Source organism: Devosia oryziradicis (genome assembly GCF_016698645.1).
Classification (GTDB): Bacteria; Pseudomonadota; Alphaproteobacteria; order Rhizobiales; family Devosiaceae; genus Devosia; species Devosia oryziradicis.
In genome coordinates this window covers 2,914,902-2,935,986 of sequence record NZ_CP068047.1, presented here as the reverse complement: position 1 = coordinate 2,935,986, position 21,085 = coordinate 2,914,902, and the positions used below count along the sequence as shown (strand labels likewise).

At 64.3% G+C, this 21,085-nt stretch carries 22 protein-coding genes; 16 read left to right on the top strand and 6 right to left on the bottom strand.

Translation table 11 applies throughout. The features are described 5' to 3' along the window. The first annotated feature begins 74 nt into the window (after positions 1-74). From JI749_RS14630 to JI749_RS14615, 4 genes are all read left to right on the top strand, one after another. The gene (locus JI749_RS14630) at positions 75-566 is read left to right on the top strand and encodes a thermonuclease family protein (protein WP_201655439.1); all 492 of its coding nucleotides are present in this window, start codon (positions 75-77) and stop codon (positions 564-566) included. 142 nt (positions 567-708) lie between these two features. Beyond that, on the top strand, positions 709-1,188 hold the full coding sequence (locus JI749_RS14625) for an Lrp/AsnC family transcriptional regulator (RefSeq protein WP_201662886.1): 480 nt from the start codon (positions 709-711) through the stop codon (positions 1,186-1,188). 6 nt (positions 1,189-1,194) lie between these two features. Next, positions 1,195-1,596: a VOC family protein gene (locus JI749_RS14620; RefSeq protein ID WP_201655436.1), complete on the top strand. Its 402-nt coding sequence runs from the start codon at positions 1,195-1,197 to the stop codon at positions 1,594-1,596. Positions 1,597-1,607: 11 nt separating this feature from the next. Next, positions 1,608-2,429: a polysaccharide deacetylase family protein gene (locus JI749_RS14615; RefSeq protein WP_201655433.1), complete on the top strand. Its 822-nt coding sequence runs from the start codon at positions 1,608-1,610 to the stop codon at positions 2,427-2,429. On the opposite strand, the gene JI749_RS14610 is transcribed toward JI749_RS14615, so the two are convergent. The 4 genes from JI749_RS14610 to JI749_RS14595 all read right to left on the bottom strand — a co-directional run bounded on the left by JI749_RS14610 (position 2,426) and on the right by JI749_RS14595 (position 5,198). Then, a complete protein-coding gene (locus tag JI749_RS14610; RefSeq protein WP_201655430.1) occupies positions 2,426-2,845 on the bottom strand; it encodes a hypothetical protein in 420 nt (139 codons plus the stop codon). The genes JI749_RS14615 and JI749_RS14610 overlap by 4 nt on opposite strands. Then, positions 2,838-3,515, bottom strand: a complete 678-nt coding sequence (locus JI749_RS14605) for a dienelactone hydrolase family protein (protein ID WP_201655427.1) — start codon at positions 3,513-3,515, stop codon at positions 2,838-2,840. The genes JI749_RS14610 and JI749_RS14605 overlap by 8 nt, the downstream gene beginning before the upstream one ends. A gap of 1 nt (position 3,516) precedes the next feature. Beyond that, entirely contained in the window at positions 3,517-4,530 is a 1,014-nt protein-coding gene (gene moaA, locus JI749_RS14600) for a GTP 3',8-cyclase MoaA (protein WP_201655424.1), read from the bottom strand. 134 nt (positions 4,531-4,664) lie between these two features. Further along, positions 4,665-5,198: a L,D-transpeptidase gene (locus JI749_RS14595; RefSeq protein WP_201655421.1), complete on the bottom strand. Its 534-nt coding sequence runs from the start codon at positions 5,196-5,198 to the stop codon at positions 4,665-4,667. Positions 5,199-5,505: 307 nt separating this feature from the next. Here JI749_RS14595 and rpiA point away from each other — a divergent pair, with 307 nt between their 5' ends. The 5 genes from rpiA (at position 5,506) to JI749_RS14570 (ending at position 11,964) form a co-directional block, all read left to right on the top strand. After that, a complete protein-coding gene (gene rpiA / locus JI749_RS14590) occupies positions 5,506-6,210 on the top strand; it encodes a ribose-5-phosphate isomerase RpiA (RefSeq protein WP_201655419.1) in 705 nt (234 codons plus the stop codon). 29 nt (positions 6,211-6,239) lie between these two features. Beyond that, positions 6,240-6,752, top strand: coding sequence for a DUF2059 domain-containing protein (locus JI749_RS14585; RefSeq protein WP_201655416.1), 513 nt, complete (start codon positions 6,240-6,242; stop codon positions 6,750-6,752). Between the two features lie 125 nt (positions 6,753-6,877). After that, positions 6,878-8,260 (top strand): glutathione-disulfide reductase, encoded by a 1,383-nt coding sequence (gene gor / locus JI749_RS14580; RefSeq protein ID WP_201655411.1) that lies wholly within the window; start codon positions 6,878-6,880, stop codon positions 8,258-8,260. Between the two features lie 323 nt (positions 8,261-8,583). Continuing rightward, positions 8,584-9,963 carry a class II 3-deoxy-7-phosphoheptulonate synthase gene (locus JI749_RS14575; RefSeq protein ID WP_201655408.1) on the top strand — a complete coding sequence of 460 codons (1,380 nt, stop codon included), beginning with the start codon at positions 8,584-8,586 and terminating at the stop codon, positions 9,961-9,963. 99 nt (positions 9,964-10,062) lie between these two features. After that, positions 10,063-11,964 carry a PAS domain-containing sensor histidine kinase gene (locus JI749_RS14570; RefSeq protein WP_201655405.1) on the top strand — a complete coding sequence of 634 codons (1,902 nt, stop codon included), beginning with the start codon at positions 10,063-10,065 and terminating at the stop codon, positions 11,962-11,964. 1 nt (position 11,965) lies between these two features. Here JI749_RS14570 and JI749_RS14565 read toward each other — a convergent pair whose 3' ends face one another. Then, entirely contained in the window at positions 11,966-12,391 is a 426-nt protein-coding gene (locus JI749_RS14565) for a response regulator (protein WP_201655402.1), read from the bottom strand. Between the two features lie 199 nt (positions 12,392-12,590). On the opposite strand from JI749_RS14565, the gene JI749_RS14560 reads away from it, so the two are divergent. Further along, complete coding sequence (locus JI749_RS14560) at positions 12,591-14,306, top strand: NAD+ synthase (RefSeq protein WP_201655399.1); 1,716 nt, start codon at positions 12,591-12,593, stop codon at positions 14,304-14,306. Next, the gene (gene gltX, locus JI749_RS14555) at positions 14,303-15,640 is read left to right on the top strand and encodes a glutamate--tRNA ligase (RefSeq protein ID WP_201655396.1); all 1,338 of its coding nucleotides are present in this window, start codon (positions 14,303-14,305) and stop codon (positions 15,638-15,640) included. Before JI749_RS14560 ends, gltX begins: the two co-directional genes overlap by 4 nt. On the opposite strand, the gene JI749_RS14550 is transcribed toward gltX, so the two are convergent. Then, complete coding sequence (locus JI749_RS14550; protein WP_201655393.1) at positions 15,585-16,745, bottom strand: DUF2865 domain-containing protein; 1,161 nt, start codon at positions 16,743-16,745, stop codon at positions 15,585-15,587. The two genes, gltX and JI749_RS14550, sit on opposite strands and share 56 nt — an antisense overlap. A 142-nt stretch (positions 16,746-16,887) precedes the next feature. On the opposite strand from JI749_RS14550, the gene JI749_RS14545 reads away from it, so the two are divergent. The 5 genes from JI749_RS14545 to JI749_RS14525 all read left to right on the top strand — a co-directional run bounded on the left by JI749_RS14545 (position 16,888) and on the right by JI749_RS14525 (position 21,078). Further along, positions 16,888-17,889 carry a fumarylacetoacetate hydrolase family protein gene (locus JI749_RS14545; protein WP_201655390.1) on the top strand — a complete coding sequence of 334 codons (1,002 nt, stop codon included), beginning with the start codon at positions 16,888-16,890 and terminating at the stop codon, positions 17,887-17,889. A 131-nt stretch (positions 17,890-18,020) separates the two neighbouring features. Beyond that, positions 18,021-18,470 carry a c-type cytochrome gene (locus JI749_RS14540; protein ID WP_201655387.1) on the top strand — a complete coding sequence of 150 codons (450 nt, stop codon included), beginning with the start codon at positions 18,021-18,023 and terminating at the stop codon, positions 18,468-18,470. A gap of 246 nt (positions 18,471-18,716) precedes the next feature. After that, the gene (gene cysS / locus JI749_RS14535; RefSeq protein ID WP_201655384.1) at positions 18,717-20,129 is read left to right on the top strand and encodes a cysteine--tRNA ligase; all 1,413 of its coding nucleotides are present in this window, start codon (positions 18,717-18,719) and stop codon (positions 20,127-20,129) included. Continuing rightward, on the top strand, positions 20,111-20,605 hold the full coding sequence (locus JI749_RS14530) for a GFA family protein (RefSeq protein WP_201655381.1): 495 nt from the start codon (positions 20,111-20,113) through the stop codon (positions 20,603-20,605). The genes cysS and JI749_RS14530 overlap by 19 nt, the downstream gene beginning before the upstream one ends. Beyond that, positions 20,602-21,078 (top strand): GFA family protein, encoded by a 477-nt coding sequence (locus JI749_RS14525; RefSeq protein WP_201655378.1) that lies wholly within the window; start codon positions 20,602-20,604, stop codon positions 21,076-21,078. Before JI749_RS14530 ends, JI749_RS14525 begins: the two co-directional genes overlap by 4 nt. The last annotated feature ends 7 nt before the right edge of the window (positions 21,079-21,085 follow it).

Sequence of the window (21,085 nt, the reverse complement as noted above, 5' to 3'; positions counted from 1 at the left end):
ATGAAATCGGTCCCCGACTCAACCATCGCAAATCTCTGTTTCGTGGCCCCGGCGGCGCAATCGTCGCGATCGGAGTGCTCATCCTCGCGGCCATGGTCGCAGCGGCCCTCGATCAGCCGCCGGCGCCTGTCTCGGGCTCAGCCAGGGCCAGCGATGGCGACAGCTTCCGCCTGGGTCCGGATCGCGTCAGGCTGCTTGGCCTGGACGCCCCCGAACTGTCGCAGGATTGTTTCCATGCTGATGGCCAGAGCTGGCCATGCGGCCGCGCCGCGCGCGATCGCATGGCGCGATTGCTGGCTGGAGGCCCGGTCCATTGCCGCCCCGAGGATGTCGACCAGTATGGTCGCCTGCTCGCCACCTGCCAGGTGTCCGGCCACGATATCGGGGCCATGATGGTGGCGGAGGGCCTCGCCGTCTCCTCGGGACGCTATTGGAGCGAAGAGGCAAACGCGCGTCGCGACCGCGCGGGGATTTGGGCCGGGGACTTTGACGCCCCGCGCCAGTGGCGGGACGATCATCCGCAGGGTCGGGGATTGCTGGGCTGGTTGGCGACGATCGGACTCTAGGTTAACAATGTGTAGTTGCCGATCACACAGTTCGCCCGCGCAAGATTATTGCTAATCAGGTCGGGACGTGGCAGGTAACCCGCCAATTTCGGAGTGAATTGAGCCGGAATTGGAAATCTGATTTCGCGGGGGCGATATGGCACTGGACAAGATCGATCGGAAGATTCTCACCCTTCTGCAGAAGGACGCCACCATGCCGGTGGCTGAAATCGGCCGCAAGGTGGGGTTGTCCACCACGCCGTGCTGGCGCCGCATCCAGAAGATGGAAGAAGACGGCGTCATTCAGCGCCGCGTGGCCGTGCTCGATCCCGCAAAGGTCAATGTCGGCGTCACGGTCTTTGTTTCGGTCAAGACCAACGAGCACAACGACGCCTGGATGCGCAAATTTTCCGCCGTCATCGATGAATTCCCCGAGGTGGTCGAATTCTATCGCATGAGCGGCGAGGTCGACTACCTGATGCGGGTCGTGGTGCCTGATATCGGTGCCTATGACGCCTTCTACAAAAAGCTCATCAGCAAGATCAACCTGACGGACGTCAGCTCGGCCTTCGCCATGGGCCAGATCAAATACACCACTGCCTTGCCGCTCGACTTTGCCATCGTCGTGGACGACGACAAGTAGCGCCCGATGCTGATTGGCTTCGAACATGTCGGCATGACCTGCAGCAACCTCGACCGCACCATCGCCTTTTATTGCGACCTGCTGGGCCTGACCCTGGCCTTGCGCAAGACGAGTGACCGCGGTGAGATGGTCTTCCTCGATACGGGCAGCGGCATGCTCGAAATCGCTTGCCCCAATGCCGACATCTCGCGCTCGCGCGACGTGCCACCCCACGAAGCGGGCGTCCGGCATATCACCTTTGCCTTCGACGACGTCGATGCGATGGTCGAAAAATGCGAGGCCGCCGGCATCGAAGTCATCGAAGCGCCCCGTCCGGCCTTCTTCACCGAGATGATCCGCCGTGTCGCCTTTGTCCGCGACCCCGATGGCATTCTGGTTGAGCTGGTCGAACGGGCCGACTGGCGATAGGGGGGCCACAAGTGTCCAATATCCAGCTCGTCGTGCATCATGACGATCTCGGGGCCAGCCACGGAGCCAATCTGGCCTTTGTCGAGCTGGCCGACCTGGGTGTGGTCACCTGCGGCTCGGTCATGGTGCCGTGCCCCTGGTTTCCCGAAATGGCCGCCATCTGCCGTGATCGACCTGATCTCGATGTGGGCGTCCATCTCACCCTCAATGCCGAGTTTGCCGGCTTTCGCTGGCGTCCGCTGACGGGCGTCGCCACAAACGGCCTCACCGACACCGACGGCTTCATGTGGCGCCGCGTTCAGGACGCCCGTCATGCCGATGTAGCCGCCGTCGAGGCCGAATTGCGCCGCCAAGTCGAAACGGCGCTCGCCGCCGGCATCGACGTCACCCACCTCGATTCCCACATGGGCACGGTGACCATGCCCGAATATGTCGAGATCTACCTCAGGCTGGGCGAGGAGTTTCGGCTGCCGGTGGTCTTTGCGCGTGATGTCGGGGACAGCGCTGGGTCCGGCCCCGCATATGATGCGATCGTCGAGCGGCTGGTCGCCCGCGGCAATCCGGATTTCCAGCGCTTCATCATGTCGCCCTTCGGCAATCTGGCGCCTGATGCCACCACCTATGCCGGGATTTTCCGCCGCGCTGTTCCCGGCCTCAACTGGGGCGCCTTCCACTTCGCCCAACCCGGCGACATCGAGATGTATTCCGATGACGCGCCCATGCGCGTAGCCGAATACGAGCTCTTTCGTTCCGGTCGTGCGCAGGAGTTGCTCGACGCGGCCGGGGTCGAGATCATCGGCATGCGCGGCTTCCGCGATGCCATGCGGGCCTAGCCGAGGGCCGCGATCGCCTCACCCAGCGTCGCCAGCATGTCCAGGCGCGTTCCATCCGGCAGCACCAGCCGCAGCCGCTGTACGCTGTGGTCGTTGTAGAGGCTGACCATGAAGTCTTCGACCGAAAGGGTGCCGTAGTCGGCAATTGGCACTGGCACCGCCTCGATAACCGGCCGCGGCCCACCCTCGCGCCACGCACAGAGCGCGAACACCGGCGCCAGCGCCGGGCTCCTGGCCGCCAGCCCCGCCCGGAATTCCAGGATGTCGTCCGGCTCCGGCAGCGCCGCGAACTGCCGGTCCACATAGGCGTCGATCAGCGCCGCCACCAGCATCGCCTTGCGCACCGACAGTGGCGCCGCTAGTGCAGCCCGCCACGCCGCGTCGAGATAGTCGCGATGCGCCTCCAGCCTATCCAAGATGCTGGCGGAAGAAGTCGAGCGTGCGGGCCGAGGCTCTGGTGCAGGCTGCCTCGTTGAAGTTGGATGCCCGCTGGTTGTTGCAGAAGCCGTGTGCCGCCGGATAGGTGTAGATGTCGGCTTCCGGATGGCGGGCCTTGAGCGCTTCGATCTGCTCGAGCGGAATGCCGGTGTCCTGGTCGCCGTAATGCATCTGGATGGGAATGCGGGGCATGAGGTCGATATAGTTCGGCACCCCGCCACCATAGTAACCCGATGCTGCGCTAAGCCCCATTCCCTCGTGGGCGGCCGCCCGCCAGGTCACCGCACCACCAAAGCAATAGCCGGTAATGCCCACCTTCCCGCCGGCAGCGGCAGCCCCGATCGCTGCCGCCACATCCAGCAGCGCAGTCTTGTGGTCGAATTTCTTCATCAGCTCGCCGATGATGACGAACTGTTCGGGCCCGTAATCGTCACTCTCGTAGCCGAATTCGACACGGTCGAACATCGCCGGCGCCACCGCGAGGAACCCATGCCGGGCATACCGGTCTACCACGTCGCGGATGAATTTGTTGAGGCCCCAGACTTCCTGGATCACCACCACGCCCGCTCGTGGCTTGCCTTCGGGCATCGCGCGATAGGCATTGAGCGTGAAGCCGTCGCTGGCCGTCAATGTGATGCGTTCGCCCATCCTAGCCTCCGGTCACACTCATATGCCGGCCCAGCGCCGGCTCGGGGCGGGTCCGGTCGATGACGAAATCGTGCCCCTTGGGCTTGATCAGCATGGCGTGGTCCAGCGCGGCATCCAGCGCCGGCGGTCCGCCATCGCGTAGCGCGTCGCGCAGGTTCACCTGGTCATCTTGCCCCAGGCAGAGGTAGAGCTGCCCGGTCGCAGTCAGGCGCACGCGGTTGCAGCTCTCGCAGAAATTGTGGCTCATCGGGGTGATGAAGCCCAGCACGCCGCCGGTCTCGGCCACATGCACATAGCGCGCCGGTCCCCCCGTCCGCTTGTCGAGCTTGCTCAGCGTGTAGCGCCTTGCCAGCTGGTCGTGCAGTTCGCGCAGCGGCAGGTAGCTGTCGACCCGGTCGATGCCGACCTCGCCCAGCGGCATGCCCTCGATCAGCGTCAGGCCCATGCCGCGGCCATGCGCCCAGGCCATCATGGGCTCGATTTCGTCGTCATTGACGCCGCGCATCGACACCATGTTGATCTTGATCGTCAGCCCCGCCGCCTGTGCCGCGTCGATCCCGTCGAGCACGTCTTCGAGCCTCCCGCGGCGGGTAATCGCGCGGAAACGGTCGCTGTCGAGCGTATCGAGCGACACGTTGAGCCGTCGTACGCCTGCATCGGCCAGCCCCCGCGCATGCTTGCGCAATTGGCTGCCATTGGTGGTGAGGGTCAGCTCCTCCAGGCCATGCCCGATCTGGCCGCCCAGGGTCGTAACCAGCTCCATGATGTCGCGCCGCACCAGCGGTTCGCCGCCCGTGAGCCGGATCTTGGTCACCCCGCGGGCGATGAACGCACCCGCGATCGCCTCGATTTCCTCAAAGCTCAGCACATCGCGCTTGGGCAGGAACGTCATGTCCTCGGCCATGCAATAGACACAGCGGAAGTCGCACCGGTCCGTCACCGATATGCGCAGATAGGAAACATGCCGCCCATAGCGGTCGACAAGCGGGCGGGCAGGGGAGGCGGATGCGGTCATGGCCGCAACCTAATCCCCGTCTTTGACTTTTCAAAGCCACCCGCAAACAAAAAGGCCGCCCCAAAAGGCGGCCCTTGTCAATTCTGCGCCAGTACCAAGTCGGTCAGGCCAGCATCACCTGCTCAGCGCCGGTATTAGTGGTTGACGACGATGAGGGCGCCCACCTGAACGCGATCGTAGAGATCGGTGATGTCGTCGTTGGTCAGGCGAATGCAGCCCGACGAGACGGCCTGGCCGATCGACCACGGCTCGGACGTGCCATGCACGCGATAGAGCGTCGAGCCGATATAGAGCGCGCGGGCGCCCAGCGGGTTGTTGGGGCCGCCTTCCATATAGGCCGGCAGGTCCGGGACGCGCTTGCGCATCTGCGGCGGGGGCGTCCAGCCTGGCCACTCGGCCTTGCGGGTAATGCGGTGGGTGCCGGACCAGGTGAAGCCGTCGCGACCGACGCCGACGCCATACTTCATCGCCTTGCCACCCTCGAGGACGAGGTAGAGGCGGCGTTCGTCGGTTTCGATGACGATCGTGCCGGGCTTGTGGTTGGTCACGTAGTCGACGATTTCCTTGCGGATGGGGCTGCCACTGCGCGGGCTTGGCGCGGCGATGGTCGCCTCGTCCACCCAGCCGCCGGTGTTGCGGTCGTATACCAGCGCAGCCGTGGCAGGCATGACGCTGCTAGCCGACAAGATAATCGACAGCCCGATTGCTATCGTTGACTTGATATTGAACATCTGACGACTTGGCCTCTGGAACATATGGGCATTCGACTCGCCCACGTGACAATTGCGGTTGCTTACGCGGTTTGCGTTATAGCGAAAAGAGGCGGGTGCCTCGGAATCGCCACACTCGCGCCACCTTCGCAAAAGTGTGTTGCTGCGAGGTTACAGTTCTCGTTCACCAATCCGTGATTTCGCGGTTTTTTCGGCATTGACACGCACGTCGCGCCCCTGCATTGCCGGTGTCACTGGAGGGCCCATGAGCGAAGATCTGAAGCGTCAGGCCGCTGCGATGGCGTTGACCAACCTGCGACCCGGCATGCGCCTGGGTCTGGGGACGGGCTCCACGGCTCGGCACTTCGTCGACCTGCTGGGCGAAAAGGTTGCTGCCGGGTTCGATTGCATCTGTGTGCCGACCTCCGAAGTCACCGCGCGCCAGGCGCTCTCCCTCAATATCCCGCTGTCTGATCTCGAAACGCTGGACCGGCTCGACCTGACCGTCGATGGCGCCGACGAGATCGACCCCGATCTCAACCTCATCAAGGGGGCCGGTGGCGCCCTGTTGCGGGAGAAGATCGTCGCCGCGGCTTCCGACGCGATGGTCGTGATCGCGGACGACTCCAAGCTGGTTCCCGCGCTGGGTCCGCGCTTCCCCCTGCCGATCGAGGTCAATCGTTTTGGCCTGGGTGCCACCCAGCGCGCGGTGGCCGACGTCATGGCCAGGCATGGCGCCCAGGGCCCGCTGCGCCTGCGCGAAACCGCGCCTGGCTCCCCCTATGTGACGGACGGGGGACATCTCCTGCTGGATGCTTTTTTTGGCCGTATTTCGCAGCCAGAAGCGCTGTCGCGCGACTTGCTCGACATTGCCGGGGTTGTACAGCACGGGCTGTTCCTCAAAATGTGCAAGACGGCTTATGTGGCGACCCCGGATGGCGTAAGAACCCTGACGAGCGGCACGAACTGATGGATCGGGACAAGATGGGTTTTTCAACGATGACCAGTATGATCATGCGCGCCAAGGCGCTGCTGGCCGTGGCGCTGAGCGCCGCCATTATCGCCGTGGCTGCGCCGGCAGCCGCACAGGAAGTTCCGCCCGACCAGCTCGCTCTGGCGCGCAAATATGTCGAGCTCACCGATAGCGCGGGTGTCTACGAGATCGCGCTGGTCGACATCGGCATGGGCACGCTGAGCCAGCTGACGACACAGAACCCCGAACTGGCCAAGGAAATCGATCTGGCGATCGGCGCCGTGCTGGAGACCTATCAGAGCCGCAAGGGTGAACTGCTCGACCAGTTCGCGCGCGTCTATGCCACGCGCTTCACTGTTGAAGAGCTCCAGGAGATCGTCACCTTCTATGAATCGCCCACCGGCCAGAAGCTTGCCTCGGCCAATACCGAGGTCAATTCCGACCTCCAGGCGGTCCTGCAGGTATTCACCAACAACACGCGTTCCGAATTCTACGCCAAGGTCCGCGCCGAACTCCGCGCCAAGGGTTTCGACGTCTGATCGCTCGAGCCCAGCTATTGGTGCACACCAGCCATCCGGCCCCGCCTTGTGCGGGGCCTTTGTTTATGCGAAGTGCCTGCCGATATATCGTCATATGCCGATGAATATTGCCCAAGGAGCCATCCATGTCCGCCGATAGCTATGATCTTGTTGTCATCGGCGCCGGCTCCGGCGGCGTTCGCGCCGCCCGCATGGCCGCGACCTATGGCGCCAAGGTTGCCATCGTGGAGGAGTTCCGCGTTGGCGGCACCTGCGTCATCCGCGGCTGCGTGCCCAAGAAGCTCTACGTCTATGCCTCGCGCTTCCACGACATGTTCGACGTCGCGTCCAGCTTCGGCTGGCAGGTCGACGCGTCCTTCGATTGGCCCACGCTCGTGGCCAACAAGGAAAAGGAAATCACCCGGCTCGAAAGTGCCTACACGGCCAACCTGGAAAAGCCCGGCGTCGAGATCATCAAGGATCGTGCCGTGGTCACCGGCGCCAACAGCGTCCACCTGGTGGGGCAGGATCGCGACCTGACCGCCAGATACATCCTGGTGGCCACTGGCGGGCATCCCTATATCCCCCCCATCCCGGGCGCCGAGCTGGGCATTACCTCCAACGAGGCCTTTGACCTTCCCGCTCTGCCCCATTCCATTCTCATTGAGGGTGGTGGCTATATCGCGGTGGAATTTGCCACCATCTTCGCCGGCCTTGGCGTCAATACCACCATCATCTATCGAGGCTCGCGCATCCTGCGCACCTTCGATGATGACATGGCCATCGGCCTTGAAGCCGGCCTCACCGACCGCGGGATCAAGCTCATCTACCAGACCACGATCAAATCGCTGGCCAAGTCGGGCAACGACATCGTCGCCACCTTCAGCGATGGCGTCTCCGCCCCCTATGGCGCGGTGATGTTCGCCACGGGCCGCACCCCGAACGTCAAGGGTCTTGGGCTCGAGAAGGTCGGCGTCAAGCTCACGGCCATGGGCGCGATCGCGGTCGACGCCTATTCACAGTCATCCGTGCCCTCGATCTACGCGGTAGGCGATGTCACGGGCCGCGCCGCGCTCACCCCGGTCGCCATCCGGGAGGGCTGGTACTTCGCCGAGACGGTCTTCAACAACAATCCCCTGGCCGTCGATCACAGCCAGATCCCGACCGCCGTATTCGCTGACCCTGAAATCGGCGTCATCGGCCTGACGGAGACCGAAGCCGCCACCCATGGCGATATCGACGTCTATGTTGCGCGCTTCCGGCCCATGATGAACACGCTCTCCACCCGCACCGAGCGGATGGTGCTCAAGCTCATCGTCGGCGCCAATGGCGGCAAGGTCCTTGGCTGCCACATCCTGGGCCCGGGCGCCGCCGAGATGATCCAGCTCGTCGCCATCCCCTTGGGCATGGCCGCCACCAAAGCCGATTTCGACCGCGCCATGGCCCTCCATCCCAGCGCCGCCGAGGAACTGGTGACCTTCAAGGCCCCCAGCTACACCTATCGCAACGGGCAGAAGGTGGGCGGCTGACCGACTGTGAGGCACCATCTCCGACAACCCCCGGCCGGACGGAAGCGTGTGCGCGACCGGCCCGGTGCTGCTCCAAAAACCGGCACCCCGAGACGGCTTCCGTCTCACTAACTTTCACTTTCGGCGCGAAGGCCGTCTCGGGGTCCGCCCGTTGCCATCTGGCATACGGCTCGCTGCGCTCTTGGGCATGCGACTTTGAAACCCGCGATCCGGCGGCGCGTCCGCATGCGACCAATATCTCACCCCGAATATCCTTGTCCGTCGCCGCTGCCCTTGGTATTCCGCCCGCAACAATGCGTAACGCCGCGTGAACGAGACCTGACATGAGCACCTGGACCCCCGATAGCTGGCGCAATAAGCCCATCTCCCAGGTTCCGGCCTATCCCGATCCTGCTGCCCTGGCCGAAGCCGAGCGTCAGCTTGCCACATTCCCGCCGCTGGTCTTTGCCGGCGAAGCCCGTGATCTAAAGGCGCGGCTTGCCGCCGTCGCCCGCGGCGAGGCCTTCCTGCTCCAGGGTGGCGACTGCGCCGAGAGCTTTGCCGAGCACGGTGCCGACCATATCCGCGACTTCTTCCGCGTATTCCTGCAGATGGCCGTTGTGCTGACCCATGGCGCATCCAAGCCCGTGGTCAAGGTCGGCCGCGTCGCCGGCCAGTTTGCCAAGCCGCGTTCCGCCGATACCGAAACCATCGACGGCGTCGAACTGCCCTCCTATCGCGGCGACATCATCAACGATATCGGCTTCACCGAGGCCTCGCGCCTGCCCAATCCGGACCGGATGCTGCAGGCGTACCGCCAGTCGGCGGCCACGCTCAACCTGCTGCGCGCCTTCTCCATGGGTGGCTACGCCGAACTGACCCGCATCCACGAATGGACCGTCGGGTTCATGAAGGGCTCCAACTGGTATCCGCGTTACGAGGAAGTCGCCCGCAAGATCGACGACGCCATCACCTTCATGGGTGCCCTCGGCCTCAACCCCGACAATACCCCGGCTCTGCGCCAGACCAGCTTCTTCACCAGCCATGAAGCGCTGCTGCTCGGCTATGAGGAAGCGCTCACCCGTCGCGACTCCATCACCAATGACTGGTACGCCACTTCCGGCCACATGCTCTGGATCGGCGACCGCACCCGCCAGCCCGATGCCGCTCATGTCGAATATTTCGCCGGCATCAAAAATCCCATTGGCATCAAGTGCGGCCCGTCGCTGTCGGCCGATGATCTCCTGCGCCTGCTCGATCGGCTGAACCCAACCGACGAGGCCGGCCGCATCACCCTGATCAGCCGCTACGGCTCCGACAAGATCGCCGATCACCTGCCGCGCCATATCGAAACCGTGCAGAAGGCCGGCCGCACCGTCGTCTGGTGCTCCGATCCCATGCATGGCAACACCATCAAGGCGTCGACCGGCTACAAGACCCGCCCGTTCGACCGGGTTTTGTCCGAAGTTAAGTCCTTCTTCGAAATCCACCGCGAGATGGGCACGTATGCCGGCGGCGTCCATATCGAGATGACCGGCGACGACGTCACCGAATGCACCGGCGGCAGCTTTGCCACCGTTACCGAGGCCTCGCTGTCGGATCGCTACCACACCTATTGCGATCCCCGCCTCAATGCCAGCCAGGCCCTTGAACTGGCCTTCCTCGTCGCCGAAGAAGTCCATGCGCAAAAGCCGCCGCGCCAGCGTCTTGCTGCCGGCGAATAATTATCTCGGTTCGTGAACCGCTTGGTGGGCCGCGCGTTGCACGATCAACGCGCGGCCTTCATAGTGGGCTATCCGCCGACCCGTCCATGAAAGCCGCGCATGCCCCAGTCCTTGTTCCCCTCGGCCAGTCCTGAGGCACGCGCCCGCCTCGAGCAGGACCCGACGCTCAAGCTGCTCAACGACTTCGATTGGTCGAGCACGCCGCTGGGCGCGATTCCCGACTGGCCTGCAGGCCTCAAGGGCGCCGTTCGGCTGATGATGGTGGCTTCCACCCCCATGGTCATGATGGTCGGAGACCAGGGCATCCTTATCTACAACCACGCCTACGCCGAATTCGCCGGCAACCGGCATCCTGCCATCTTCGGCATGCCGACGCTCGAGGCCTGGCCGGAAATCGCCGATTTCAACCGCGACAACATCGAGCGCGGCCTCCGCCGACAGTCCTGGAGCCTGCGCGACCAGGAGCTCGTTCTCAACCGTCACGGCCAGCTGGAATCGGGCTGGATGGACCTCCACTACAGCCCCATCATGGGCGATGACGGCCAGTCCCTGGGCACATTGTGCATCGTGCAGGAGACAACCGACCGCGTGCTGACCGAGAAGTCCCTCGCGCGCAGCGAGGAGCGACTGTCGCTGGCCCTCGATGGATCGGGCCTCGTCGGCACGTGGGACTGGGATATTGCCAACGACATCGTCACAGCCGACGACAAGTTTGCGGCATTGTACAATCTCGACCCGCTCCGTGCCGGCCTGGGCGTGCCGATCTCCGAATTCCTGGCCGCGATCCATCCCGAAGATGTTGCGCGCGTAAACGAGCAGATCGAAGTTGCCCTGCGCGATCGCATCCCCTTCCGCAGCGAATACCGCCTCGTCTCCGCCACCGACGGGGAAGTCCATTGGGTCATCGCTTCGGGCCGACCGCGCCTCGGCGCCGATGGGGCGCCGATCCGCCTGCCTGGCGTCGTCGTCGATGTCACCGAGCAGCGTCGTACCTCCGACGCCCTGGCTGCCAGCGAGCTGCGCTTCCGGACCCTGGCCGACACCATGCCGCAAATGGTCTGGTCGACGCTCCCCGACGGCTTCCACGACTACTACAACAAGCGCTGGTACGAATTTACCGGCGTCCCCGAGGGGACGACCGATGGCGAAGGCTGGAACGGCATGTTCCATCCCGAAGACCAGGAACGCGCCTGGCAGGCCTGGCGTCACTCGCTGGAGACCGGCGAGCCGTACCAGATCGAATATCGCCTGCGGCACCACAGCGGTGCCTATCGCTGGACGCTGGGCCTGGCACGGCCTATCCGCGACGCCAGTGGCCAGATCGTCCGTTGGTTCGGAACCTGCACCGATATCCACGAGACCCGCCTGGCTGCCGAGGAACGCGAACTTGTGGCCCAGGAACTGAGCCACCGGATCAAGAACATCTTCGCCGTCCTGACCGGCATCATCAGCCTGTCCGCGCGCAGCCGGCCCGAGGCCAAGGTCTTCGCCGACGAATTGCGCCAGCGCATCTATGCCCTCGGGGAAGCACACGATTTCCTCCGTCCGCACAGCCACATTTCGCGTCCGCCGGAAAACCAGGGTTCGCTCAAGTCGCTGATCGACCGCCTGATGCAACCCTATCGCCAGGACGGTGAAGGCCGCCTGGTCTTCGAGGGGGACGATGCTGTCGTCGACGACGGGGCGGCGACGCCCCTGGCTTTGCTGTTTCACGAACTGGGCACCAATTCCGCCAAGTATGGCGCCCTGTCTGCCGCTGGCGGCAGGGTCGAGATTTCCGGCCGCGCGGATGGCGAGCGCTACCATTTGACCTGGAAGGAAGTAGGCGGTCCACCCATAACCGGGGAAGTGGAACTGAGCGGCTTCGGATCACGCCTCATCGTGCTGAGCATCGAGGGACAGCTGCGCGGGCGCATGGAGCGGTTGTGGGAGCCCGGCGGGCTCCGGGTCGAGATCGACATGCCGACCGACGCGCTCCGGCGTTCGGCGCGGCTCGCCTAGCTCAACCGGTCGCGCTGAGCGCGGTAGCTTCCTCGAACAGGCGCAGCCGGGCAGGGGGCGCAATTTCAATGCCTGCGCGCCGGCCCAGGGCATAGGTCAGCGCTTCGCGCAGGTCGCCGTCGCTGACCGGTTTAGCCAGCACGCCCAAGGCGCCGGCTACGCCGTTTCCGAGCTGGCTGGGGTTTGCGGTCAGGAACAGCACGGTGGCGCCATGCGCCTGGGCCAGCGTGCCCCCGATGCGGATTCCGCTGGGTCCATCCTGCAGGTTGAGATCGACCAGGGCGACGTCTGCCTGCGAGGCCAGCACCATCGCCGAACGCTCGTCATGGGCTATGCCCACCGACGTCAGGCCCATCTCTTCGATCACATGTTCGATTTCGGTAGCGACGAAAATCTCGTCTTCGACCACCAGTACCCTGGTTACCATCACTAACTCTTCGTCGCACTCTGCCTTCTGGCCTCTGGGCAACTCCCCGCGATCTGCCGGGTTGCTTTTGAGGTGCATCACAATGCCAATTTGCGCGCAGGGGGTTACCAAAGTCCCAACCTGTTGCGTCGCCGCAAGTTTCCTGGAGCGACCGCCCACGCGCTTACTCTCCCCTTGCGGTACCGGATGCGGGGGCGGTATGGCAAGGCACCGACAGCGTCCGCCCACCACCCAGTTAGGCCAGCCCGTGACCGACCGCCTCCGAATTGCGCTTGCTCAGCTCAATCCCAAGGTCGGCGACCTCGCCGGCAACCTGGCATTGGCCCGTGGGGCCCTGGCCGATGCCGTTGCCGCCAAGGCCGACATCCTCCTGCTCTCCGAGCTTTTCCTCACCGGCTATTTCCCTGACGATCTGCTGTTCAAGCCAAAATTCATCGCCGACGCCATGCAGGCAGCGCGCGACCTTGTCGCGGACACGGCGGGGACCGACGTTGTCCTCATCCTGCCCACCGTGTGGCTGGAAAAGACCGGCCTTCACAACGCGGTCGTGGTTGCTGAAGACGGCCGGATCATCGCTACCCGCCTCAAGCGCGAACTGCCCAATTCCGACGTCTTCTACGAACGGCGCTATTTCGTGCCGGGCCCGCTGACCGAGCCGGTGCTGATCAAGGGCGTGCCGATCGGTATCCCGATCTGCGAAGACATCTGGCACCCGAGCGTCTGCGAGCACCTGGCCATGCGCGGCGCCGAGATCATGCTCTGTCCCAATGGTTCTCCTTATTGGACCAACAAGCAGCATGTCCGCAAAGACCTCGTCCGCGCCCGCGTCGCCGAAGACGATGTGCCCATGCTCTATCTCAACCAGGTTGGTGGCCAGGACGAACTGGTGTTCGACGGTGCCTCCTTCGGCATGGAACCGGGCAACAAACTGGTCTTCCAGGGCAAGTCGTTCCAGACCGACTTCATCGTCTCCGACTGGGTGCGCGGCGACAACGGTTGGGTCTGCGTCCAGGGCGAGGTCGTCGACCTCACCACCACCGACGAAGCGCCCTGGCTCGCCTGCGTGCTCGGACTGCGCGATTACGTCCACAAAAATGGCTTCAAGCAGGTCGTGCTAGGTCTCTCCGGCGGCATCGACAGCGCCGTCGTTGCGGCAATGGCCGTCGATGCTCTCGGCGCTGAAAACGTCCACTGCATCATGCTGCCCTACCGCTACACATCCGAGGCCAGCCTCAAGGACGCCAAGGATTGCGCAGAGCGCTTGGGCGTTCGCTACGACGTCGTTTCCATCGGCGATCCCGTCGACCAGGCACTGGCCGAGCTGGCCCCGATTTTCGACAACCGCCCTGCGGACCTTGCCGAGGAAAACATCCAGTCGCGCATGCGTGGCGTTGTGTTGATGGCGGTGTCCAACAAGCTGGGCTCCATGCTCCTGACCACCGGCAATAAGTCGGAAATGGGCGTCGGCTATGCCACCATCTATGGCGACATGAATGGCGGGTACAACCCGCTCAAGGACATGTTCAAGATGGATGTCTATCGCTTGGCCGGCTGGCGCAACAGCCATGTGCCCGGCGACTGCAAGGGCCCGGCAGGCGAGGTCATTCCCCAAGCCATCATTGCCAAGGCGCCCTCTGCCGAACTGCGCCCCAACCAGACCGATCAGGACAGCCTGCCGCCCTATCCGGTGCTCGATGCCATTCTCAAGGGCATCGTCGAGGATGAGTTGTCCCTCGCCGAGATCGTCGCCCAAGGCTATGACCAGGCGCTCGTCGAGCGCATCGAGCGCCTGCTCAATATCGCCGAATACAAGCGCCGCCAGTCTGCTCCGGGCCCCAAGCTGACCGTCAAGGCTTTCGGCCTGGGCCGCAAATACCCGATCACCAACGGTTACAAGGATCGGACGATAGGATGACCAGCCCGATACCCACCGTTCGCTGGGCGCCGTCTCCCACCGGCCGCATCCATCTGGGCAACGCCCGCCCGGCCTTGCTCAACTGGTTCTTCGCCCGTCGCCACGGTGGCCGCTACGTGCTGCGCATGGACGATACCGACGTCGCCCGCTCGACGCGCGAATCCGCCGATGGCATCGAGCGTGACCTGGCTTGGCTGGGCATCACGCCCGATCTTCTGGTGCGCCAATCCGAGCGTCTGGAACTCTACGACGTTGCGCGCGACCGCCTGATCGCCAGTGGTCGGCTCTACCCGTGCTACGAAACCGAGGAAGAGCTTGATCGCAAACGCGCCCGGGCGCGTCTGCTCAACAAGCCGCCAATCTATGATCGTGCCGCGCTGAACCTTACGGCAGAGGATCGCGCGCGTTTCGAGGCCGAAGGCCGCAAGCCGCATTGGCGCTTCAAGCTCGATGGCCGCCCGGTCCATTTCAAAGACCTCATCAAGGGTCCGCAGACCGTCAACACGGCCTCGATGTCCGATCCGGTGCTGGTGCGCGAGGACGGCACTTACCTCTATACGCTCTGCTCGGTCGTCGACGACATCGATCTGGGCATTACCCACGTCATCCGGGGTGAGGACCACGTGTCCAATACCGGCACGCAGATCGAGATCTTCGAGGCCCTGGGGGCCGAGGCACCCGTCTTTGGGCACCACAATCTTCTGACCGACGCGGACGGGCAGGGCTTCTCCAAGCGTCTTGGCTCCCAGTCCATTAGCGACTTCCGCGACGAGGGCTACGAGCCCATGGCTGTAGCCATCATGGCGAGCCTCACGGGCACCAGCCTGCCGATCGAGGCCTACGAAACCCTCGATGAGATCGCCAACCGCCTCGATTTCTCGATGATCTCGCATGGTGCTGCCCGCTTCGATCCGGCTGAGCTGGATAGCCTCAACGCCCGCCTGCTGCATGTGCTGCCCTATGAGGGTGCCAGTGCCCGCCTTTCGGCGCTGGGTCTCGAAGGAGAGGCCATGTGGCTGTTGCTGCGCGAAAACCTGCGCAAGTTCCACGAGATCGCCGAATGGTCCAGGCTGGTGACCGGACCGATAGAGCCCGTCATTGCCGATGAAGATCGAGACTTCTTGGCGTTGGCCAAGGCGCTGCTGCCGCCCGAGCCGTGGGACGAGACCACTTGGAGCCAGTGGACCGAGGCCATCAAGGCGGCCACCGGTCGCAAGGGCAAGGCCCTCTTCCTGCCGCTACGACTGGCCCTTACCGGCCGTCACGACGGCCCCGAGCTTAAGTCCCTGCTCCCGTTGGCTGGGCGTAAGGCGTGTCTGGACCGACTACCCTGACCACCTTGTCGCCGAACTGCACCAGGCGCAACTCGGTCTCCGCCTTGGCTTGAACCGGTCGGGTCACCGGCGTTTCCCCCGGGCCAGCAGGGCGGGGGCGAGGCAGCGGCACATCGACCAGGGTTGCGGTTTCGAGCGGCGCCTGAACCGGCACCTCGGCCGCCTGCACGGGCGCCACGCCGCGCGGATCACGCAAGGGCAGGGGGAACGTCACGCCATTGACCTCGATCATCGTGCGCGTCGAACCATCCGCGCCGGTCGCAACACTGAGCGCACCGTCCGATTTCGGGGCCACCTTGCAGTTCGCACCCGGGCTGGTGTCGACTGCCTCGCGATAGCGGAACGCCGTCGGCAGCGCCGTATAGGGCTCGCCATACATGTTGCGCATTTGCTCGGGCTCCTGGCCCGGATTGTCATAGAAGTAGAGATCGACCGCCGTGGTCGGACAACTCTGCTGGCAGGTCATTGCATCATTGCTGACATAGTCGGGTAGGGTTGCGTAGCTGATGGGCCAGAAATAGCCATCGCTTAGCCGGACGCACACCGTGCGCACGGTCTGGTAGCCGGAATAGCCCCAGTAGTCGCCGCCATCGATCATCTGCCCATCGGTGAAGTCGCCCTGCGACGTGGTGCCAAAGATCCGGTCGAACACCGACTGCCGCTCGGTCGTGAAAGTCGCGCTCGAACCCTGGTTGGCGCCGCAGCCGAAGCGCGCCATTTCCTGCAGGATTGCCTCGCGCTGGGCGCCAACGGCGTTGGCCGTTTCCACCTGCTGGTTCACGCCGGCCGCCACTTCACGCAGCCGCAGCACTTCGCGACCGATCTGCCGGCATTCCGGCGTCAGCTGGCGACCGGCCTTGGCATCGTCATTGCATCCGTCACGGATATAGCGGCTTTCCATGGCCTGCACATCGCGCTGGGCCTGCCGGGCAGCCTGCGAATTGCCGCCCATCTGCTGGTAGGACGAGTTGTTGTCGAACTGGCGCAGGGCCTGTTCGAGCTGGAAGCACTGCGCTGCCTGCGCATAGGCCGTGTTCACGTCCAGCACCAGGCAGATCGCCGCCAGCACCATCAATACAAGGGCGCGTACGCCGTTCCTGCCCAAGCTGCGAACTATCCTCTTCGCGGCGCGCCGCGCGCCGATCCACCCGGCCCTTAAGACAACGATAGGACCGATTGCAACACTATAGTGGCGCGGCTGCCCACGTGGTAGCGCTGCAAGGCCACACAGTTGCGAGATTGCGCCGATGAAGCTTGCCACGCTCAGGAACAGCCGCCCGGACGGCCAGCTTGTCGTTCTCTCGGCTGACCTCACCCGCTTCGTCTCCGCCGGCCGCATCGCTCCCACGCTGCAGGCAGCCCTGGACGATTGGAACGCCCTGTTGCCGGGCCTTTCCGCGCTTGCCGCCCAGCTTGACGCCGGCGCTATCGCCGGTCAGCCATTCGACCCGGCCATGGCTCTGGCGCCGTTGCCGCGGGCCTACCAGTGGATCGACGGCGCCGGCTATCTCAGCCACCTCGAGCGCGTTCGCAGCCTCAAGGGTAGCAAGGACGAGGAACTCCAGTCGGTCAGGCCGCTGCTCTATCAGGGCGGTTCCGATTCGCTCTCGGCGCCGACCGACCCCATCCGGGTGACCGATCCCGACCTGGCCATCGACTTCGAGGCAGAGGTGGCGGTCATCATCGGCGCCGTGCCCATGGGAGCCACCAGGGACCAGGCATCCGCAGCCATCAGGCTGGTGACCGTCTGCAATGACGTATCCCTTCGGCGCCTCGTCGCCGACGACCTGCAGAACGGCTTCGGCTTCTTCCACGCCAAGCCCTCCACCAGCTTCGCGCCAATCGTGGCTACGCCCGAAAGCTTGGGCGGTGCCTGGCGCGACGATCGCCTTCACCTCCCGGTGCGCATCGAGGTCAACGGCACCCTCTATGGCCAACCCAATGCCGGCGCGGAAATGCACTTCGATTTCGCCGACCTGATCGTCGAGGCTGCCCGCACCCGAAACCTTGCATCGGGTACGATCGTGGGCGGCGGTACCGTATCGGTTCGCCACGATGAGAGCCTACCGATCAAGGCCACCGGCATCGGCTTTGCCTGTATCGCCGAAGCGCGCACTGTCGAGAAACTCAAATACGGCCGTGCCCGCACACCCTTCCTCAAGCCCGGTGATACGGTCCGCATCGCGGCCGTTGCGGGCGACGGCCAGTCGGTTTTCGGGGACATCGTGCAACGGGTGGCGCTTGCCTGACGCCACCAGGCAAGCGCTAACGCCTTGCAATACCTGGTAACATTCCCGTGTAGACGTTGGGCATGTCATTTTCACATGCCACTTTGCCCAGGCTGCGGCGTTGTCGCTGTGTGTTTGTTGAGGGTGCACTCATGTCGATCAAGAAGATTTCTGCCATCGCAATTGCCGGGCTGTTGGCTGCCAGCGTTGTCGCGACCGTGGCGCAGGATGCGTTTGTGGCTCCCGCTACTCCCGAGGAAGCTGTTGAAGCCCGCCAGGCCCTGATGCGCGAAGATGGCGGCATTCTGCGCAGCGCTGCCGGCCTCAGCGGCGCCGAGGCCGTCGCTGCCATGCAGACCATCAAGACCAATTACAGCCACATCCCGGCCCTGTTCCCTGAAGGCTCGATCGTGGGCGACAGCGAGGCCTTGCCCGCCATCTGGGAAAACTGGGACGCCTTCGTGGCCATTGCCAAATCCGGCGAAGACGCCGCGGCGGCAGCTGCTGCAGCGGCCGAAGCGGGGGACGCGGATGGCTACGCTGCGGCCCTCAAGACTTTGGGCGGTACCTGCGGGGCCTGCCACCAGCAGTTCCGCGGCTGAACTGCCCAGTTTCACTGATCGCCTCCAAAGCGATTGGCGGCCCGCCGGGCCGCCTTTTTTCTTTCCGCTTGCTTTCCGTTGCGCCTGCAGTCAATCTCCGGCCCATGAAGACCGGCATCATTCTGATTACCCGCTGCATTATTACCTGCTAACCAACTGTTGGCGGCGCGGTCTTCTTCATCCAAATAACCTGATACTCGAAGAGCCGTCTGCCAGCGCCCATTCGCATGGCCAGGGACGGACCATATGACGACGCCACAGCTGACGCTCTACAACACGCTCACCCGCAGCAAGCAGGCCTTCACGCCGCTCGATGCGAACAATGTGCGCATGTATGTGTGCGGTCCGACGGTCTATGACTTCGCCCATATCGGCAATGCCCGCCCGGTTATCGTGTTCGACTTGTTGTTCCGCCTGTTGCGGCACGTCTATGGCGCCGATCACGTCACCTATGTCCGCAACATCACCGACGTGGACGACAAGATCAACGCGCGCGCCCTGCGCGACTTTCCGGACCTGCCGCTCAACGACGCCATCCGCCGGGTGACCGAGAAGACGGAAGCCCAGTTTCTGTCGGATGCCACCGCGCTCGGCGCCCTCGAGCCGACGGTCCAGCCCCGCGCCACCGACAACATCGCCCAGATGCAGGAATTGATCGGCAGCCTGATCCAGCGCAGCCACGCCTACAACGCGGCTGGCGAGGTGCTGTTCGACACCACTTCGATGCCGGATTATGGCCAGCTCTCGGGCCGCAACCTCGAGGACAATCTTGCCGGCGCCCGGGTCGCAGTGGAGGCGCACAAGAAGAACCCGGCCGATTTCGTCCTGTGGAAGCAGTCCTCCGACGACGAGCCGGGCTGGGACAGTCCCTGGGGTCGCGGTCGCCCCGGCTGGCATATCGAGTGCTCGGCCATGTCCGAGCGCTATCTCGGCCAGACCTTCGACATCCACGGCGGCGGGCTTGACCTAATCTTCCCGCACCACGAGAACGAAATTGCCCAGTCGCGCTGTGCCCACGGCACCCACGCCATGGCCAATGTCTGGATGCACAACGGCTTCCTTCAGGTCGAAGGCCAGAAGATGAGCAAGTCGCTGGGCAACTTCGTCACCATCAACGATCTGCTTGAAACCGGCGCCATGGGCGGCCGTGCCTGGATCGGCGATGTGCTGCGCTTGGCGATGCTGATGACGCATTATCGCGAACCGATCGACTTTTCGGTCAAGCGCCTCGAAGAAGCCGAAGCCAAGCTGCGCGACTGGCAGCGCGCCGCCCGCGGCGCGGAGCTGGCCGATGGCGACGCGCCCGACGAATCGGTGGTCCGCGAATTGGCCGACGACCTCAACTTCCACCGCGCCTCGGTGGCGCTCGACTTCATCGCGAAGAAGGCGAACCGCGACGAAGGCAATGCCCGCCATTGCCTTGCCGCCACCCTCCGCTTCCTCGGCTTTGGCCTGGATACACTGCTGACCTCCGATGACGGCTGGGAAGAGCCGCCCCACATCGCCAATGCCATTGCCGAGCGCCTGGCCGCACTCGACAGCAGGGATTTTGCCCGCGCCGATGCCATCCGCAACGAACTGGCAGAGCAGGGTATCGCCTTGATGGACTACAAGGACGAGGCAGGCCAGCGCCGTACCCGATGGGAGATGAAGCGGTGAAGTCGCCGTCACAGGCGCATACCGGTGGCTGTCAGTGCGGCGCCGTGCGCTTCAGCGTCACCCGCCTGGGCCGCCCGTCGATCTGCCATTGCCGCATGTGCCAGAAGGCCTTTGGCGGCTTCTTCGGTCCGCTGGTCACTGCCCACAACGCGCAATGGACCCGTGGCGTGCCCAAGTGGTTCCAGTCATCCAACGCCGCCCGCCGCGCCTTCTGTGGCGATTGCGGCACCCCGCTGGCCTATGAAACCCGCTTTGGCCTGGAACTGGCCATCGGCGCATTCGACGATCCCGAAGTCGCCGCGCCGGTCATCCAGGTCAATCCCGCCGACAAGCTGAGTTTCTTTGACGGATTGACCGCGCTGCCCCTCCGTAGCGAGGCACCCGACGAATGGCGCGATTTCCTTGCCGGCATCCACTCCAACCAGCATCCGGACCACGACACCGATGACTGGCCGCCGCGGGGAGCACAATCATGAGCCAGACCTGGTCCGGCGGCTGCCAGTGCGGCGCAATCCGCTATCGCTTCACCCGCAAGCCCTCCGGCGCGCATATCTGCCACTGCCGCATGTGCCAGAAGGCCTTCGGAGCCTTTTACGCCCCGCTGGTCGGCGGCCCAGCGGAAACCTTCGAGCTCACCCGCGGCGCGGTGAGCATCTTCCGCTCGTCCGACCAGGCCGAGCGCGGCTTCTGCGCGAGCTGCGGCACCCCGCTGACCTTCGCCTACACAGACGGGGACTGGATGAGCGTCTCCATCGGCTCGCTCGATGATCCCGCGGCCTTCCCACCTGTCGACCAGCACGGCGTCGAAAGCCGCCTGAGCTGGGCCAACGGCCTTGGCCAGCTGCCCGATCGGGAAAGCACCGAGTCTGAGGCGCCCGATACGGCTGCCTTCATCAAGTCCACCAACCATCAGCATCCCGACCACGACACCGCCAGCTGGCCAGAATAGTCCTGAG

Excerpts from the sequence above, each read along its gene's own strand:
- JI749_RS14620 (WP_201655436.1), top strand. The coding sequence starts at position 1,195 with ATGCTGATTGGCTTCGAACATGTCGGCATGACCTGCAGCAACCTCGAC.
- JI749_RS14605 (WP_201655427.1), bottom strand. The coding sequence starts at position 3,515 with ATGGGCGAACGCATCACATTGACGGCCAGCGACGGCTTCACGCTCAAT.
- moaA (WP_201655424.1), bottom strand. The coding sequence starts at position 4,530 with ATGACCGCATCCGCCTCCCCTGCCCGCCCGCTTGTCGACCGCTATGGG.
- JI749_RS14595 (WP_201655421.1), bottom strand. The coding sequence starts at position 5,198 with ATGCCTGCCACGGCTGCGCTGGTATACGACCGCAACACCGGCGGCTGG.
- rpiA (WP_201655419.1), top strand. The coding sequence starts at position 5,506 with ATGAGCGAAGATCTGAAGCGTCAGGCCGCTGCGATGGCGTTGACCAAC.
- JI749_RS14585 (WP_201655416.1), top strand. The coding sequence starts at position 6,240 with ATGACCAGTATGATCATGCGCGCCAAGGCGCTGCTGGCCGTGGCGCTG.
- gor (WP_201655411.1), top strand. The coding sequence starts at position 6,878 with ATGTCCGCCGATAGCTATGATCTTGTTGTCATCGGCGCCGGCTCCGGC.
- JI749_RS14575 (WP_201655408.1), top strand. The coding sequence starts at position 8,584 with ATGAGCACCTGGACCCCCGATAGCTGGCGCAATAAGCCCATCTCCCAG.
- JI749_RS14570 (WP_201655405.1), top strand. The coding sequence starts at position 10,063 with ATGCCCCAGTCCTTGTTCCCCTCGGCCAGTCCTGAGGCACGCGCCCGC.
- JI749_RS14565 (WP_201655402.1), bottom strand. The coding sequence starts at position 12,391 with ATGGTAACCAGGGTACTGGTGGTCGAAGACGAGATTTTCGTCGCTACC.
- JI749_RS14560 (WP_201655399.1), top strand. The coding sequence starts at position 12,591 with ATGGCAAGGCACCGACAGCGTCCGCCCACCACCCAGTTAGGCCAGCCC.
- gltX (WP_201655396.1), top strand. The coding sequence starts at position 14,303 with ATGACCAGCCCGATACCCACCGTTCGCTGGGCGCCGTCTCCCACCGGC.
- JI749_RS14545 (WP_201655390.1), top strand. The coding sequence starts at position 16,888 with ATGAAGCTTGCCACGCTCAGGAACAGCCGCCCGGACGGCCAGCTTGTC.
- JI749_RS14540 (WP_201655387.1), top strand. The coding sequence starts at position 18,021 with ATGTCGATCAAGAAGATTTCTGCCATCGCAATTGCCGGGCTGTTGGCT.
- cysS (WP_201655384.1), top strand. The coding sequence starts at position 18,717 with ATGACGACGCCACAGCTGACGCTCTACAACACGCTCACCCGCAGCAAG.
- JI749_RS14530 (WP_201655381.1), top strand. The coding sequence starts at position 20,111 with ATGGGAGATGAAGCGGTGAAGTCGCCGTCACAGGCGCATACCGGTGGC.
- JI749_RS14525 (WP_201655378.1), top strand. The coding sequence starts at position 20,602 with ATGAGCCAGACCTGGTCCGGCGGCTGCCAGTGCGGCGCAATCCGCTAT.